The sequence below is a fragment of the Pseudactinotalea sp. genome, assembly GCF_048594945.1.
GTDB lineage: Bacteria > Actinomycetota > Actinomycetes > Actinomycetales > Beutenbergiaceae > Pseudactinotalea.
Genome location: NZ_JBMDXJ010000078.1, coordinates 1 through 15,210 on the forward strand (window position 1 = coordinate 1; position 15,210 = coordinate 15,210).

The window sequence follows — 15,210 nt, forward strand, 5'->3', positions numbered from 1 at the left end:
GCACGCACGAGGTTGACCTGGATCTCGTATCCGGTCGCGATGCCGCGCACGAGATCAGCCCCGCTGCATGCCCGGTGCTGCGCGACCGCGAGGATCGGCGGGATGTTGTCACCCGGGTGCGAGTAGTCGGCGGCAAGGTAGGTGTCGTGGAAGTCGAGCTCGCGCACGGCCACGCCGTTCGCCCAGGCCGCCCACTCGGGGCTGACCCGCAGGTTGGAGCTGCGCCCGAACACGGTGGCGCCCGGCGAATAGGGGTGGGTCAGCGCCTGCGCACGCGCCGCGACCACGGGCGCCCGCAGCAGCGAGGCCGCTGCCACGGCGGCGTTGTCGATGACGCGGTTGACCACCATGTCGACCACGTCGTCGTCCACCGGGACCGGGTCGGTCGCGAGCTCGGCGAGCTTCCACGCCAGCTGGTCGTTCTGCTCGAGGTTCTCCTCGCTGCGGTGCACCCGCAGCTGATGCGTGATCGGCACGGTTCTCCTTTGTCTCTGCTGCCCCCACCGTAGGCCGCGAACACCGCTCACGGGCCACTAACCTGGCCTCGTGACTTCCCGCAGGCCCCCGACGTCGTTCCTCACCCTCGTTGCGCTGGTCTTCGCGACGGCGGTGCTCACGTTCGCGGTGCCCGGCGCGGCTCAGGCGCACAGCGAGCTGGTGTCCTCGACCCCCTCGGACGGCGGCACGACCAGCGAGATCCCCACGGAGATCGTGCTGGAGTTCAACGAGAACATCCAGGAGATCGGCAACGAGATCGTGGTCGTCGACCCCGAGGGCACGCCCGTGGCCGATGGCGAGATGGTGGTCGACGGTCCCGTGGTGACCCAGCCGATCAGCACCGGTGCGGCCGGGGAGTACACCGTGACCTGGCGGGTCGTCTCTGCCGACGGCCACCCGATCTCGGGCGAGTTCACGTACGAGCTGCAGGCGCCCACCACGGTGGACGAGACCGACGAGACCACCGAGGCCACCACCACGGATGCCGAGGAGACCACCGAGGAGGCGAGCACCGCCGTCGAGTCAGGCGAGTCCCTCGAGGACGAGGAGTCCGGCTCCGGCTCGACCGTGCCGATCTTCATCGGGCTCGGGGTCCTCGTGCTCGCTGGTGTGGTCATCCTCGTGGTCCGGCGCAGGCGGGCACGATGACCACCGCCCGCGTATGGCCGCCCCCACGGTGGGAGCAGCGGTTCCGCGCGGGCAGGGTGCTGCTGCCGCGGTGGGCGGCCGACAACCCCGACCGGGCCGTCGTGGTGATGACCGATGGCGGTCGGTTGCAGGCGCACTCGTGGACGCCGTCGAGCGGCCGGGCGCTGCCCGCCACCGCTCGGACGCAGGGCACCAGTCTTGCCGAGATCGACCCCGCCGGGAACTGGGTGTGGTGGTTCGACGACACCGACGGGAACGAGTTCGGCGTGTGGCGCCGGCAACCCTTCGGCGCCACACCAGGCCGGCGCGTCGAGACCCCGATCGATCTCCCAGCGGCCTACCCACGAGGCTTGCTGATCGGGCGTGACGGGACCGCCGTCGTCGGGCGGGGTGATTCTCGCTACGGCACCCAGATCCACTCGGTCCCGGTGGGTCGATCGTCCTACGGGACAGACGGGCCGACGCTGATCTACCGGCACGAGAGCTGGGCGGCAGCCCGGGCGATGAGCAGGGACGGCAGGTTGATCGCCGTCGAGCACTCCGAGCACGGCGACTCCCGCCACCCGGCCATCCGAGTGTACCGGCGCGACGGCTGGCCGGTCGCCGAGCTCGACGACGGAGCGGACCGAGGACTGTGGGCGCTCGGCTTTGCACCCGCGGCGGGCGATCAGCGCCTGTTGGTGCGACACGAGCGCGGCAATACCCCGAAGCTACTGATCTGGGACGTGGACAAGCTGATCCAGCGGCCGGTCGACATCGGCGTGGAGGGCGAGATCGGCGACGCGTCCTGGTACCCGGACGGGCGGCACGTGCTGGTCGCGGTGGACCATCACGCGCGGACCCGGCTGTTCCGGGTGGACCTGTTCTCGGGGTCGGTCGTGGGCGTCGGGCCGATGGAAGGCACCGCCGAGGATGCCGTGGCGCGACCCGACGGCGATGCCTGGGTGTTGCACAGCTCCTCCGCACGGGCACCGGCGGTGCTGTCGGCACGAAGCGGTAGGGAGCTGCTGACTCCGCCGGGAGCCGGTGCGCCGGCCTCGGTCGCGGTGCGGGACGTCTGGGTGGATGGCCCGGGCGGCCGGATCCACGCTCTGCTGAGGCTGCCGACCGCGGGCGCCGCCCCGTACCCGGTGGTCGTCAAGGTGCACGGCGGGCCGACCCTGCACGACTCGGACTCCTTCTCCCCGGCGGCGGCGGCGTGGGTGGACCACGGCTGGGCGGTGCTGGAGGTCAATTATCGCGGCTCCACCGGGTACGGCGTGGACTGGCGTGATGCGCTGGAGGCGAAGGTCGGGTTCACCGAGCTCGCCGATGTGGCCGCGGTGCACGACCATCTGCTGGCGGAGGGCACGGTCGACCCCGATCGCTCGGTGCTGGTCGGGCGGTCGTGGGGCGGCTACCTCACCTTGCTCGGGCTGGGCACGCAGCCCGAGCGCTGGGCCGCGGGGGTGGCTGCGGTCCCGGTGGCCGACTACGTGGCGGCGTACGAGGACGAGATGGGATCCTTGCAGGACTTCGACCGTGCGCTGTTCGGCGGCTCACCGGATGAGGTGCCGGAGGCCTACCGGGAGTCCTCTCCGCTCACGTACGTGGATGCCGTGCGCGTGCCCGTGCTGATCAGCGCAGGAGAGAACGACCCGCGGTGCCCCTACCGACAGATCCTCAACTACGTGGAAGCGCTGCGGCACGGTGGCGGAACGGTCGAGACGCACGTCTACGACGCCGGTCACGCGAGCCAGGTCGATGATGAACGGGTCACCCAGATGCGCCTCGAGCTGGACTTCGTGCGTCGACACGTGGGCACGCCGGCAGGCTGACGTGCTCAGACCGTGGCCGGTGCCGGCCGCACCGTGCGGAGCGCGCTGAGCCAGCCGAGGAGACGGTCGGGTCGGTCCGTGATGATCGCGTCCACCTCGAGCTCGACGGCGTGCGCCCACTGGGCGGGCTCGTTCAGCGTCCACACCATCACCTGCAGCCCGGCGTCCTGCCATCGGGCCACGAGTTCGGGCTCGCGCTCGAGCTGCGCGTAGGGCGGGTTGCAAGCCATCACCCCGAGTCGGGCGCACGTGGCCACGAGATCTTCTGGTTCGCCGGCGCGATGACTCACCAACAGGCCGGTGCGGACGCCTGGCGCGACCTCACGCATCGCTTCCAGCGTGCCGGGCCAGAAGCTCTGCACGATCGTCCGCTCTGTCACGCCGGCCTGCGCGAGCTGAGCCACGACAGTGGCGGCATCGTGGACTGCCCAGTCACCCTTGAGCTCGAGCAGCAGGTCGGTCCCCGCGTGGGTACTGACGTGCTCGAGCACCTGGCTCAGCAGCGGCACCCGGTGGCCGCGGAACACGGGCGAGAACCACGAACCGGCGTCCAAGCGGGCGATGGCCTCGGCAGCCAAGCCGGCCACGGGACCAGTGCCATCGGTCGTCGCGTCCACCGTGTCGTCATGAATCACCACGGCGTGGCCATCGCCGCTGAGGCGCACATCGATCTCCAGCGCGTCAGCACCCACCCGCCACGCGCCCTCGACCGCGGGCATCGTATTCGGTGGTGCGGTCGAGGTGTTGCCCCGGTGAGCGATCACCAGCGGTGAAGCGGTGGTCACAGATACGGCTCCACGTTCTCGCTGAACGCCTGGTCGAGCTGGGTGGCCAGGCCCGGGTAGACCTCCTCCGGTGAGGAACCGCCGAGCACGATCTGCTCGATACCGTCGGTGAGGATCTGGTCTCCGCCGGGGGTGAACACACGCACCCAGTCCTGCACGCGCGTCTTCTCCTGCAGCTGGTCGACCGACGTGCGAAAGTGCGGCGTCTCTGCGTAGACCGAAGCCATGATCTCCCCCTCGATCGCCGAGGTGCGCACCGGCATGTAGCCGGTGCTCGCCGAGAAGGTGGCGGTGTTGTCGGTCTCGGTGAGGAACTTCAGGAACATCGCGGCAGCGAGCTGTTGCTCGGGCGTCTTGTTCGCAGCGATCGCCAGTCCGGTGCCGCCGGTCGGCACGGTCGGGCCCGCGACCGGCCCGTCCGGAAGGAACGCGGTACCGAGCTCGAACTGTGCAGCCTCCATGTGACCGGTCAGCGAACCGGTCGATCCGATCAGGCACGCGAAGATGCCGGCCTGGAAGTCGGCGTTGGTATCGCTGCCCATGCCGGCGAAGGCACCGTCGCCGTGGTACATGCGGTGCACGAACTCCCCGGCCTCCTGTGCCTGTGGTGTGTCCAAGGTGACCGTCCACTCGTCGCTGAAACCACCCCCATAGCCCCACAGCACGTTCGAATACCACCAGGCGGACCAGGAGGTTCCGATGCTGAGTGCGAGAGGTGCGCCGTCGGACGGCACCTGGTCCCAGAGCGCGGGAGCCCACTCCGCCAGCTCCTCCCAGGTCTCGGGACCTCGATCGGGCAGCCCGGCTGCCGACCACATGTCCTTGTTGTAGTAGAACAGCGGCGTCGAGCGCGCGTACGGCGCGGCGTAGTGGCGGCCCTCGTACTCGTAGTCGCTGTAGAGGGTCTCCACGTAGTCCGCGGTGTCGACCTCCAGGTGCGCGAACACGTCGTCGAGTGCCATGACCTGCCCGTTGACGAAGTACCGGAACCACCACACGTCCGAGGCGATGACCAGCTCGGGGATCTCGTCGGTGCCCGAGGCTGCCTGGAACCGCTGCGCGATCTCGTCGTAGCCGGCCCCGGCCGTGACATGGTTGATCGTGATGTCGGGGTACTGCTCGTTGAAAGCGGCGATGTAGGAGGCCTCGAGCTCGAGGGTGTTGCCGGGGTGGTTGGACCACCAGGTGATCTCGCTCGCCGGCTCGACCGACGCCCAGTCGATCTCCTCAGCATCGCCATTTCCGCCGTCATCCCCGTTGAGGGACGGCCCGCCGCAGGCGGTCAGCAGGCCGCCGGCGGCACCGAGTCCGCCCAGCTGAAGCAATCGACGGCGTGACGGGGTCCAGGTGGGCGTGGTGCGTCGTGCGTGAGTCATGTTGCTCCTTCGAGGGATCATCCGGTGACGGCACCGGCGGTCAGACCGGCCACGAGCCGGCGTTGCAGAATCAGGAAGATCACGAGCATCGGGGTGGTGACGATGACGGTGGCCGCCATCAGCACGCCCCAGTTCTGCATGCCGTCGATGCTCTGCAGCAGCGTGAGGCCGACCGGCAGCGTCATCGTGCGCGGGTTGTCGGTGACGAGCATCGGCCAGAGGTACTCGTTCCACTCGTTGACGAGCGAGACCAGGCCCACAGCGGCGATCGTCGGGACCGACATCGGCACCACGAACCGCCACAGCCGGCGCCAGTGACCGGCGCCATCCATCTCGGCGGCCTCGAGCACCGAGGCGGGCAGCGACATGAAGTGTTGCCGGAACAGGAAGGTGCCGAACGCGCTCGCCAGCCCGGGAACGAGGATGCCCTGGTAGGTGTTGAGCCAGCCCAGCGAGGCGATCAGGGTGTAGTTCGGGATGATCGTGATCTGTCCGGGGATGAGCAGCGCGAACAGCACCACCACGAACACCGCCTTGCGGAACGGCACGTCCACGAAGACCACCGCGTAGGCGCAGCACAGTCCGAGGAAGACCTTCAGCCCGGCCCCGATCAGCGTGATGGCGACGCTGTTGAGGAACATCCGCCCGATCGGGATCGAACTGGCGACCTGCTCGTAGTTGGCCCACTGGAAGGCTTCCGGCAGCCACTGCAGCGGCAGCGAGTACAGCTCGCCCTGCTGTTTGTAGCTCGCCATGAACATCCAGATCAGCGGGACCGCCATGACGAGGATGGCGGCGAGCATCGTCAGGTACAGCCCGGCGTCCAGATGGCCCCGGAAGGGACGTCGACGGCGAGGTCCCGCCGGCGCCTGCTCCGGGACATCCTGTGTGCGCGGCTCGCGTTGGATCGTGGCGCTCATGAGTAGTGCACCTTCCGCTCCATGTACTTGAGCTGGATGCCGGTGATGAGGAGCAGGATCACGAAGAGCACGGTCGCGGCTGCCGAGGCGTAACCGGCGCGGCCGGTCTGGAAGCCCTCGATGTAGATCTGGTACATCAGCGTGGTCGTGGAGCCGAGCGGACCGCCGTCGGTCATCGCCTTGATGAGGTCGAACGACTGCAGCGAGCTGAGCATCGTGGTGATGAGCAGGAAGAACGTGACCGGCCCGAGCAGCGGCAGCACCACCGAGAAGAACGTGCGGGTCTTGGTCGCACCATCGAGCGCGGCAGCATCACGCAGGTCCTGCGGAATCCCCTGCAAGCCCGCCAGGTAGATCAGGGCGACGTACCCGACGTGCTTCCACAGGTAGACGATGATGATCATGATCAGCGCCCACGGTGCGGTCGTGTACCACTGCGGCGATGACAGCCCGATGCCGCGAAGCAGCGTCGACAGCAAGCCGTACCGCGGGTCGAAGATGTACAGCCACAGCATGCCTACCGCGATGCCGGAGAGGACGTACGGGGCGAACGCCACGGTGCGTGCGAGGCCGCGTCCCACGAGGCGGCGGTTGAGCAGCAGCGCCATCAGCAGCCCGATGACGATCGAGCCGCCCACGGTCGCCACCGCGAACACCGCCGTCGTCCCCATGATCGTGGGGGTGTGGGGATTGGTGAACCAGCTGACGTAGTTCTGCAGCCCTACGAACCTTGCCACGCTCGAGCCCATGTTCCACTGCAGCAGCGAGTAGTAGAAGCTCAGGACGAGTGGGCGGTAGACGAAGATCAACAGCAGCGCCACGTTCGGGCCGGCCAGGAGCACGAAGATCGCGAGGTTGCGCAGGCGCTTCTGCGTGCTCGGGCCGCCGCGCCTGACCGCGGTCGGCACGGCCGGGATCGGCGGTGCCGTCATCGACCGTTCACCGCCGCGCGGCGGCAGCTCGTCTCACACGTTCGTTGCGTCACGATCTCTCCCTCGAGCTGGCTTCGTTGCCGATCGACCCCCCGACGGGCCACCAGGCACCCTAGGACATCTCGTCCAGGCGGCGCAGCGATCCGGGCAGCGGACTCTGATGAGCGTTTCGAACTCGAATGCGTCACGAACGAGCACGGCGTCCACCCGTAGCGATACCGCCGCCACCACGGCGGCTCAGGTGCCGCAGGCATCAGCTCGCCGCGTCACCCGTGCGGCGATGGCCGCATCGGTTCGTCGGGCAGGTCCCCGGACCGCGGTCGCACGTCAGCACGCCTTGGACGCTAGGGGCGCCCGCAGCCACCGCCTATGACGATCGCGCGCCAGGCACTTGGACTTCCGCGTACGCTCCTTCCCGCGCGCAGCAGCGAGCGAGCCTCTCGGCTTGCGAGACGCGCGCGTGTCCGCCGGTGCGGTGACACTACGTTTCCTGTCGCAGGCGGCTGCGCGCGGTTCATGGCATGCGGCGGCCGATCGATCGAGAAATTAGGTAACGCAAGCGTCGCGTAATATGCAGTGGACGGCCTACGCCGTCGACCACTCTGACCCCTGGAGAAGGAACCGGATGCCCCGCGTCGTCGTCAGCCTCCGTCGGGGTGAGATCACCGAGACGCCGTTCGAGCTGCCGGACCCCTTGCCCGCAGGATCGCCGCGATCGTTGGTGCTGCGGGCGATGTGGCGCACTCGACGGTTCGCGTTGCCCGCCGCTGGTTCGGCCGTGGTGCACCAGGTGTGCGAGGCACTCGTGCCGGTGATCATGGGGCGCGCCATCGATACCGCAGTCGTCGACAACGACGTCCGCGGGCTGCTGATCTGGCTCGGCCTGCTGACGATCAACTTCATCCTGCTCGCCCAGGTGGTGCGATTCGGCAGCTGGTACGGCCAGATCGGCACGAACGCCATGGAGCACCAGCTCCGCACCCGCGTGACCGACCGCCTGCTGCACCCGCGCGCCCGCGCCGACCGGCTCCCGGGGAGCGCGCTGTCGCTCGCCACCAACGACGTACGGCAGCTGACGATGGCCACGCTGCTCATGGTGTACCCGGTGGGTGAGGCGGCGGCGATCATCGTGGGCGGCACGCTGCTGCTGCTGCAATCGGTGCCGCTCGGGCTCGCGGTGCTGATCGGCGCACCGCTGCTGCTGGTGCTCCTCGATGTCCTGGGCAGGCCGCTGCGGCGCCGCGCCGAAGCTGAGGCCGCCGCCGTGGCGGACGCCTCCGGTGCCGCCGCCGACATGCTCGCCGGGCACCGCGTGCTGGCGGGTGTGCAGGCGCAGGACGTCGCGGCCGGCCGGTACGAGCGCCTGTCCCGCGACGCGCTGCGCGCCACGATGCGGGCGCGCACTCACGAGGCCGGACTCACGGCCGGGCTCGACGCCATCACCGGCCTCTTCATGGTGGGTATCGCCGTGGCCGCCGGGCTGCTCGCGGTCCGCGGCGAGATCACGATCGGTGGCCTGATCACCGTGGTCGGGCTCACCCAGCTGCTGCTCATCCCGATCACGGCGTTCGCGCGCAACGTCGCGCCGATCTGGTCCGCCGCACAGGCCAGCGCGGCCCGGCTGCTCACGGTGTTCGGCGACTCCTCCACCACCTCAGCGGCGGCGCCGGACCCCCGCGAGGCCGCAGCGCTCCCGGTGCGTGCACGGGGCATCGATCTGGGCGGGCGCACCCTCGACCTCGACGTCGCGGCCGGCGAGCTCGTCGGCATCAGCGTCGATGGCGTGCAGGCTGTCGCGCTCGCCGACACGCTCGCCGCCAAGCGAGCGCTCGACGGCGATGCCTGGGTCAGGGTGGGCGACGTCACCGTGGACCTGTCCTCGCCTGAGGCGGCCCGGGCACGGATGCTGGTCGCACCGCACGAGGCGTCGCTGTTCGACGGCACCGTCGCCGAGAACCTTGCCCTCCCAGGCCACCACCCCGAGCTGCTGGAGCCCGCCCTTCACGCGGCGGCGTGCGACGACGTGCTCCGGGTCCTGCCCGAGGGTCTCGACACCGTGGTGGGCGAGGGTGGGCTGCGACTCTCGGGCGGTCAGCGACAGCGCGTGGCGCTCGCACGCGCCCTGGTGATGGACGCCCCGGTGCTCGTGCTGCACGAGCCCACCACCGCCGTCGACTCGGTGACCGAGGCCCTGATCGCCGAGCGGCTTCCCGCGCTCCGGGCGGGCCGCACGACCGTGCTGCTGACCACCTCACCCGCCCTGCTCGCCGCGTGCGACCGGGTGCTCGGCGAGTCTGCGGAGGCGGGCCGATGAGCCAGACCCGAGCCACGATTCCCGTGGCGACCACACGCGAGGTCTGGCAGACCTGCCTGGGCTTGCTCCGCCGTCGGACGTGGCTCGTGATCGCGGTGGCGATCGCGTTCGTGATCGCGGCCGCGGCGGGCCTCGTGATGCCGATGGCTCTGGGGCAGATCGTCGACCTGGCGACCGCACCGGAGAGCACCGATGCCGACGTGTGGCGGCTCGGCGGATGGATGGCAGCCGGCGCGCTCGTGCAGGCGCTCGCCGCCGGGGCCGGCGCGATCGGCGCTGCGGCGCTCGTGGAGCAGCTGCTCGCCGACCTGCGGGAACGGCTCGTGACTCGATCGCTGCGGCTGCCGCGGCGGGTGGTCGAGCGCGTCGGCACCGGTGACCTGACCTCGCGAGCGAGCGACGATGTGGCGCAGGTGGCCCAGGGGCTGCCCGGAGCGATCCCGACGGTGGCGGCCTCGGGATTCACGCTGGTGCTCACCGTGATCGCCCTGACCGCGCTGCAGCCGTGGTTCGCGCTGGTGATCCTGACCGTGGTGCCGCTGCAGGTGATCTCGCTGCGCTCCTACCTGCGCAACGCTCCCCCGCTGTACGCGGCCGAGCGAGCGGCGTTCGGCGTGCGCGCTCACCACGTGCTGGCCGCGCTGCGGGGGCTGCCGACCGTGCAGGCGTTCGGGCTCGGCGCCCTCCACGCAGCCCGGATCGGCACGGCCTCCTGGCAGGTGGTGCGGCTGTCGCTGCGCGCACGCGCTGTGCTCAACACGTTCTTCGCCCGCCTCAACACCGCCGAGCTGTTGGGGATGGCGACGATCCTCGTGGTCGCGTTCGTGCTGGTGGGCCGCGGGGCGCTGACGGTCGGTGGTGCGACGACGGCGATGCTGCTGTTCCTGCAGCTGTTCGGTCCGATGATGGGGTTGCTGCTGCTCATCGACGACCTGCAGTCGGCGCTCGCCTCGCTCGGTCGGATCGTGGGTGTGGCCAGGATGGAGACCGGCAACGACGACCAGCGGGAGGCCGGCGGATCGGCGCCGGTTGCCGTCGCGGCAGCACGGTTCGGCTACGACGAGGCGCCGGTCCTGCACGACGTTGACCTGCAGGTGGCGCCCGGCGAGCGGGTGGCGGTGGTGGGCACGTCCGGTGCCGGCAAGTCGACTCTCGCAGCGCTGGTGGCCGGCGTGCACGCGCCCTGGTCCGGGCGCGTGCAGGTGGACGACGCCGCCCACAGCCGCACCGTGCTGATCAGCCAGGAGGTGCACACCTTCTCCGGAACCGTGCGGGACAACATCACACTCGCCCGGCCCGAGGCCGACGACGAGGCCGTGCGGACTGCCTTGGACGCCGTCGGGGGTGCCGACGTGGTCGCAGCCCTGCCGGACGGCCTCGACACCGAGGTGGGACCGCACGCCCACTCGCTCACGGTCGCGCAGGCCCAGCTCGTGGCGCTCGCCCGCGCACACCTGGCCGACCCCGCCCTGGTGCTTCTCGACGAAGCCACCGCGGAGGCCGGGTCCGCACACGGCGCGATGCTCGACCGCGCTGCCGACGCCGTCATCTCCGGCCGCGCCGCGCTCGTGATCGCGCACCGACTCGACCAGGCGGTCAGCGCCGATCGGGTGGTCGTGATGTCCGACGGCCGCGTGGTCGAGGAAGGCACACACGCGGAGCTCGTCGCCGCCGACGGCACCTACGCCGACCTGTGGTCAGCCTGGCAACGCCACCGCCACTGAGGTCGCCACGCTCGTGCGGCGCCACGACGCCGGGCTCACCAGCGAGGCAGGCCCGTGTCGAACCCTGGCTCCACGCGAGCGCGGTAGGCACCGTCGTTGCGGTGCTCGCGATGCAGCTCGAGGTAGGTCTGGTGCAACCGGTCCACTGCGGTGCGGTCGAGCTCGACGCCCAGGCCGGGGCGATCGTCGACGGCGAGGGTCCCGTTCTCGAAGCGCGTCGGGTCCCGCACGATGTCGTCGGCCTCATTCCACGGGTAGTGCGTGTCGCAGGCGTGTCCCAGGCTGGGCATGGCCGCCACCACTGCGGTCATCGCGGCCAGGCTCACACCCAGGTGCGAGTTGGAGTGCATCGACATGTTCCAGTCCAGAGCGCGCGCGACCGCCGACAGATCGAGGCTGCCCCGCATCCCGCCCCAGTAGTGATGGTCGCCGAGGATCACCGAGATCGCGCCGGCCGCCACCGCCGGCGCGATGTGGCCCGCCGAGACCACCACCATGTTCGTGGCCAGCGGGAGGCTGGTCTCGCGTGCCACCGCGGCCATCCCCTCGATCCCGGGCGCGGGGTCCTCGAGGTACTCCAGCATCCCCTCGAGCCGGTGGGCGGCATCGATGGCAGTCGGCACCGACCACGCCGCGTTCGGGTCCAGGCGCAGCGGCAGCTCCGGGAACGCGCGGCGCAATGCCGCGATCGCCTCGATCTCCGCGCCGGGCTCGAACACCCCGCCCTTCAGCTTGAGCGAACCGAACCCGTAGCGGTCGACCATCCGGCGCGCTTGCTCCACGATCCCTGCCGGGTCCAGGGCTGGACCCCAGTCGTCCGCGAGCCCCGGTTCGCCGTCGAGCGCAGGATGCTCACCCCACTTGTAGAAGAGGTAGGCGCTGAAGGGCACTCGCTCGCGAACGGCGCCACCGAGGAGGTCGACCATCGGGACGCCGAGCACGCGGCCCTGTGCGTCGAGGAGCGCCACCTCCAGCACCGAGAAGGCCCGCTGCTGGTCGAACTCCTTCGCAGGCATCGGTGCCGGGCCACGGGAGTCCGTGGAGTCGGGCCGGTCGGACCACCTGCGCCATCCGCCGTCACCGTCGCCGGAACCCGAGAGCTCCTCGGTCACTATGCGCTGCAGGGCCCCGCGGTCGAACACCGACAAGCCCACGAGCTGCGGAGCGAGCAGCTCGAGATAGTCCAGCTGCCAGGCGTGCCCCGTGCACTCGCCCAGTCCGGTGACAGTGCGACCGTCGGCGGTCTCGACATGGAGCTCCACGAGCCCGCGGAGCACATGGCGCTCGTGGACGCCGTCGGCGTTGAGCAGCGGAGGGTCCGCGAACGCCAAGGGAGTGATGGTGACGGCGGCGATGCGGGCACTCATGGAGGGGATCCTTGCGTGGGAGGCGGTGGATGGTGGCGGTCTTCGCGGGCCCGAGCCGTTCCTACCGCACCAGCACGGTCGGCGCCCGCACGGCAGGAGCGTGCCAGAACCGCCCACCACAGCCGGTCCCCCACGACCCGAGCCGCGCCGGAAGAGCGTTGAAACCTGTGCTGTGCCGGAAGAGCGTTGAAAGCTCAGCGGTCGGTGAGGAGGAGCTCGGCGATCTGGATCGTGTTGAGCGCAGCACCCTTGCGGAGGTTGTCGCTGCTCACGAACAGGGCGAGGCCGCGGCCGTCGGGGACGCCGGGGTCGGTGCGGATGCGGCCCACGAAACTGGGGTCGGCGCCGGCGGCCTGCAGCGGTGTCGGCACGTCGGCGAGCACCACGCCCGCGGCCTGCGCGAGCACATCACGCGCGCGTTCCGGTGAGATCGGGCGGGCGAACTCGGCGTGGATCGACAGGCTGTGGCCGGTGAACACCGGGACCCGCACGCAGGTGCCGGAGACCAGCAGCTCCGGCAGCCCGAGGATCTTGCGGGACTCGTTGCGGAGCTTGCGGTCCTCGTCGGTCTCGCCCGAGCCGTCGTCGAGCAGGTTGCCGGCGAGCGGGATCACGTTGAAGGCGATCGGTGCGACGTACGTGGCCGGGTCGGGGAAGGTGACCGCCTCGCCGTCATGCGTGAGCGCCTCGACATCCTGCTCGAGGGCGCCTCGCACCTGCCCGGCGAGCTCGGACACCCCGGCGAGGCCGGAGCCGGAGACGGCCTGGTAGGTCGAGACGATCAGCCGCTCGAGGCCGGCTTCGTCGTGCAGCGCCTTGAGCACGGGCATCGCGGCCATCGTGGTGCAGTTCGGGTTCGCGATGATGCCCTTGCGCGCCTCGCTGACGGCGCCCGGGTTGACCTCGCTGACCACGAGCGGCACGTCGGGGTCCATGCGCCAGGCGGAGGAGTTGTCCACCACGGTGGCGCCGGCGGCCGCGAACCGCGGCGCCTGCTCCTTGGAGGTGGCGCCACCGGCGGAGAACAGCGCGATGTCGATGCCGCTCAGATCCGCGGTCGCGGCGTCCTCGACCTCGATCTCGCCGCCCTTCCAGGGCAGCGTGGTCCCGGCCGAGCGGGCCGAGGCGAAGAAGCGGATGGACTCGAGCGGGAAGTCCCGCTCCACGAGCAGGCGGCGCAGGACCGCACCGACCTGACCGGTCGCGCCGACGACGGCGAGATTCACTCCCATGGTCATCGGCTCCTTATCGCCCGGTTCCGCCGTAGACGACCGCCTCGACCTCGGCAGCGTCCAGCCCGAAGGCGGAATGGATGCGTCGAACAGCCTCGTCAAGATCCTCCAGACGCAAGATCACGGAGATCCGGATCTCCGACGTCGAGATCATCTCGATGTTGATACCGGCGTCGCGCAGCGCGCCGAACAGGCGCGCGGAGACGCCGGGGTGCGATCGCATGCCGGCGCCGACGAGCGAGAGCTTGCCCACGGTGTCGTCGTAGACGATCTCGGCGCCGCGGAGCTCACCGTTCAGCGCGGCGAGCGCCGCCTTGGCCGCGATCGCCTGCTCGAGCGGCAGCGTGAACGAGATGTCGGTGAGGCCGGTCTTCGCGGCGGACACGTTCTGCACGATCATGTCGATGTTGCAGCCCGCAGCGGCGACGGCCTCGAAGATCCGGGCAGCCGTGCCGGGCACGTCCGGGACGCCGATGATCGTGATCTTGCCCTGGGAGCGGTCATGAGCGACGCCGGAGATCAGGGGGTGTTCCATGAAGCCATCCTCTGCTGGCTCGTCGGTGACGAGGGTGCCCTCGTTCGAGGAGAACGACGAGCGGACGTGGATCGGGACCTTGTACCGCCGGGCGTACTCGACGGCGCGCAGGTGCAGGATCTTCGCGCCGTGCGCGGCGAGCTCGAGCGTCTCCTCGGTGGTGATGCGGCTGATCTTGCGGGCAGCCGGGACGATGCGGGGGTCGGCGGTGAACACGCCGTCCACATCGGAGTAGATCTCGCACACGTCGGCCTTGAGGGCGGCCGCGAGCGCCACGGCCGTGGTGTCTGAGCCGCCGCGGCCCAGCGTGGTCACGTCGTTGGTGTCCGAGGTGACGCCCTGGAAGCCGGCCACGATCGCCACCGCCCCGTCGGAGAGCGTGGCCTGGATCCGGCTCGGCGTGACGTCGATGATGCGGGCGTTGCCGTGTGCGGTGTCGGTGATCACCCCGGCCTGCTGGCCCGTGAACGCCCGCGCCTGCACGCCGAGGGAGTTGATCGCGATCGCGAGCAGCGCCATGGAGATGCGCTCGCCCGCGGTGAGCAGGATGTCCAGCTCACGCTGCGGGGGCGTGTCGGTCAGCTGGCCGGCGAGGTCGAGCAGCTCGTCCGTGGTGTCGCCCATCGCAGAGACGACCACCACGACCTGATGGCCCGCGGACGTCGTCTCGACGATCCTGCGGGCCACGCGACGGATGCTCTCAGCGTCGGCGACGCTTGAGCCGCCGAACTTCTGCACGATGAGGGACACGGGACTTTTCTCGCAGGAAGAGGGCGATGGTGACGATCGAGTGTAGGTCTCGCCCACGGGCTGGACAGCCCTGTGTCCGCATCGCGGACCGGATGCGTGGCGGGGTCAGGTCAGGTCGCCAGGTCCCAGCTGACGCATACCCCGGCTAGATCGGGGCGAACCTGTGGACAGACGGTCGTGCCGCCACCAGAACCTGCGCGCCGGTTCGCCTCAGCCGCGTAGGTTGGCAGCGTGGCAGACGCTCCCGACCCGAAGGTCGCCCGCGATCTCGAGTCCGGGATCCAGCGTGACTTCTCCCGCGACATGTCGTAC

12 protein-coding genes are annotated in these 15,210 nt (G+C 70.2%); 4 read left to right on the forward strand and 8 right to left on the reverse strand.

The window, feature by feature from the left end; translation table 11 throughout:
• Positions 1-476 (reverse strand): MmgE/PrpD family protein (locus ACOJSN_RS03530; RefSeq protein ID WP_420111127.1); only part of this gene is annotated, 476 nt, incomplete at its 3' end.
• Positions 477-546: 70 nt separating this feature from the next.
• Between ACOJSN_RS03530 and ACOJSN_RS03535 the strand changes: the two genes are divergently transcribed.
• Together ACOJSN_RS03535 and ACOJSN_RS03540 are read left to right on the forward strand one after the other, a co-directional pair.
• A complete protein-coding gene (locus tag ACOJSN_RS03535; RefSeq protein WP_420111128.1) occupies positions 547-1,146 on the forward strand; it encodes a copper resistance CopC family protein in 600 nt (199 codons plus the stop codon).
• Positions 1,143-2,963 (forward strand): prolyl oligopeptidase family serine peptidase, encoded by a 1,821-nt coding sequence (locus tag ACOJSN_RS03540; RefSeq protein ID WP_420111129.1) that lies wholly within the window; start codon positions 1,143-1,145, stop codon positions 2,961-2,963. Before ACOJSN_RS03535 ends, ACOJSN_RS03540 begins: the two co-directional genes overlap by 4 nt.
• A gap of 5 nt (positions 2,964-2,968) precedes the next feature.
• Here the strand turns inward: ACOJSN_RS03540 and ACOJSN_RS03545 are convergent, their stop codons facing one another.
• From ACOJSN_RS03545 to ACOJSN_RS03560, 4 genes are read right to left on the reverse strand one after another with little or no spacing between them, the layout of a single operon-like run.
• The gene (locus ACOJSN_RS03545; protein WP_420111130.1) at positions 2,969-3,748 is read right to left on the reverse strand and encodes a glycerophosphodiester phosphodiesterase; all 780 of its coding nucleotides are present in this window, start codon (positions 3,746-3,748) and stop codon (positions 2,969-2,971) included.
• Positions 3,745-5,124 carry an ABC transporter substrate-binding protein gene (locus ACOJSN_RS03550; protein WP_420111131.1) on the reverse strand — a complete coding sequence of 460 codons (1,380 nt, stop codon included), beginning with the start codon at positions 5,122-5,124 and terminating at the stop codon, positions 3,745-3,747. Before ACOJSN_RS03550 ends, ACOJSN_RS03545 begins: the two co-directional genes overlap by 4 nt.
• Before the next feature lie 17 nt (positions 5,125-5,141).
• Positions 5,142-6,044, reverse strand: coding sequence for a carbohydrate ABC transporter permease (locus ACOJSN_RS03555; protein ID WP_420111132.1), 903 nt, complete (start codon positions 6,042-6,044; stop codon positions 5,142-5,144).
• Entirely contained in the window at positions 6,041-6,976 is a 936-nt protein-coding gene (locus ACOJSN_RS03560; RefSeq protein WP_420111133.1) for a carbohydrate ABC transporter permease, read from the reverse strand. The genes ACOJSN_RS03555 and ACOJSN_RS03560 overlap by 4 nt, the downstream gene beginning before the upstream one ends.
• A 625-nt stretch (positions 6,977-7,601) precedes the next feature.
• Between ACOJSN_RS03560 and ACOJSN_RS03565 the strand changes: the two genes are divergently transcribed.
• Complete coding sequence (locus ACOJSN_RS03565; RefSeq protein ID WP_420111134.1) at positions 7,602-9,290, forward strand: ABC transporter transmembrane domain-containing protein; 1,689 nt, start codon at positions 7,602-7,604, stop codon at positions 9,288-9,290.
• Positions 9,287-11,014 (forward strand): ABC transporter ATP-binding protein, encoded by a 1,728-nt coding sequence (locus tag ACOJSN_RS03570; protein ID WP_420111135.1) that lies wholly within the window; start codon positions 9,287-9,289, stop codon positions 11,012-11,014. The genes ACOJSN_RS03565 and ACOJSN_RS03570 overlap by 4 nt, the downstream gene beginning before the upstream one ends.
• A gap of 35 nt (positions 11,015-11,049) precedes the next feature.
• Here the strand turns inward: ACOJSN_RS03570 and ACOJSN_RS03575 are convergent, their stop codons facing one another.
• The 3 genes from ACOJSN_RS03575 to ACOJSN_RS03585 all read right to left on the reverse strand — a co-directional run bounded on the left by ACOJSN_RS03575 (position 11,050) and on the right by ACOJSN_RS03585 (position 14,898).
• Positions 11,050-12,381 carry an enolase C-terminal domain-like protein gene (locus ACOJSN_RS03575; protein ID WP_420111136.1) on the reverse strand — a complete coding sequence of 444 codons (1,332 nt, stop codon included), beginning with the start codon at positions 12,379-12,381 and terminating at the stop codon, positions 11,050-11,052.
• 194 nt (positions 12,382-12,575) lie between these two features.
• Positions 12,576-13,613 carry an aspartate-semialdehyde dehydrogenase gene (locus ACOJSN_RS03580; protein ID WP_420111138.1) on the reverse strand — a complete coding sequence of 346 codons (1,038 nt, stop codon included), beginning with the start codon at positions 13,611-13,613 and terminating at the stop codon, positions 12,576-12,578.
• Positions 13,614-13,626: 13 nt separating this feature from the next.
• Positions 13,627-14,898 (reverse strand): aspartate kinase, encoded by a 1,272-nt coding sequence (locus ACOJSN_RS03585; protein ID WP_420111137.1) that lies wholly within the window; start codon positions 14,896-14,898, stop codon positions 13,627-13,629.
• Positions 14,899-15,210: the final 312 nt, after the last annotated feature.

Excerpts from the sequence above, each read along its gene's own strand:
- ACOJSN_RS03540 (WP_420111129.1), top strand. The coding sequence starts at position 1,143 with ATGACCACCGCCCGCGTATGGCCGCCCCCACGGTGGGAGCAGCGGTTC.
- ACOJSN_RS03550 (WP_420111131.1), bottom strand. The coding sequence starts at position 5,124 with ATGACTCACGCACGACGCACCACGCCCACCTGGACCCCGTCACGCCGT.
- ACOJSN_RS03555 (WP_420111132.1), bottom strand. The coding sequence starts at position 6,044 with ATGAGCGCCACGATCCAACGCGAGCCGCGCACACAGGATGTCCCGGAG.
- ACOJSN_RS03560 (WP_420111133.1), bottom strand. The coding sequence starts at position 6,976 with ATGACGGCACCGCCGATCCCGGCCGTGCCGACCGCGGTCAGGCGCGGC.
- ACOJSN_RS03565 (WP_420111134.1), top strand. The coding sequence starts at position 7,602 with ATGCCCCGCGTCGTCGTCAGCCTCCGTCGGGGTGAGATCACCGAGACG.
- ACOJSN_RS03570 (WP_420111135.1), top strand. The coding sequence starts at position 9,287 with ATGAGCCAGACCCGAGCCACGATTCCCGTGGCGACCACACGCGAGGTC.
- ACOJSN_RS03575 (WP_420111136.1), bottom strand. The coding sequence starts at position 12,381 with ATGAGTGCCCGCATCGCCGCCGTCACCATCACTCCCTTGGCGTTCGCG.
- ACOJSN_RS03580 (WP_420111138.1), bottom strand. The coding sequence starts at position 13,613 with ATGGGAGTGAATCTCGCCGTCGTCGGCGCGACCGGTCAGGTCGGTGCG.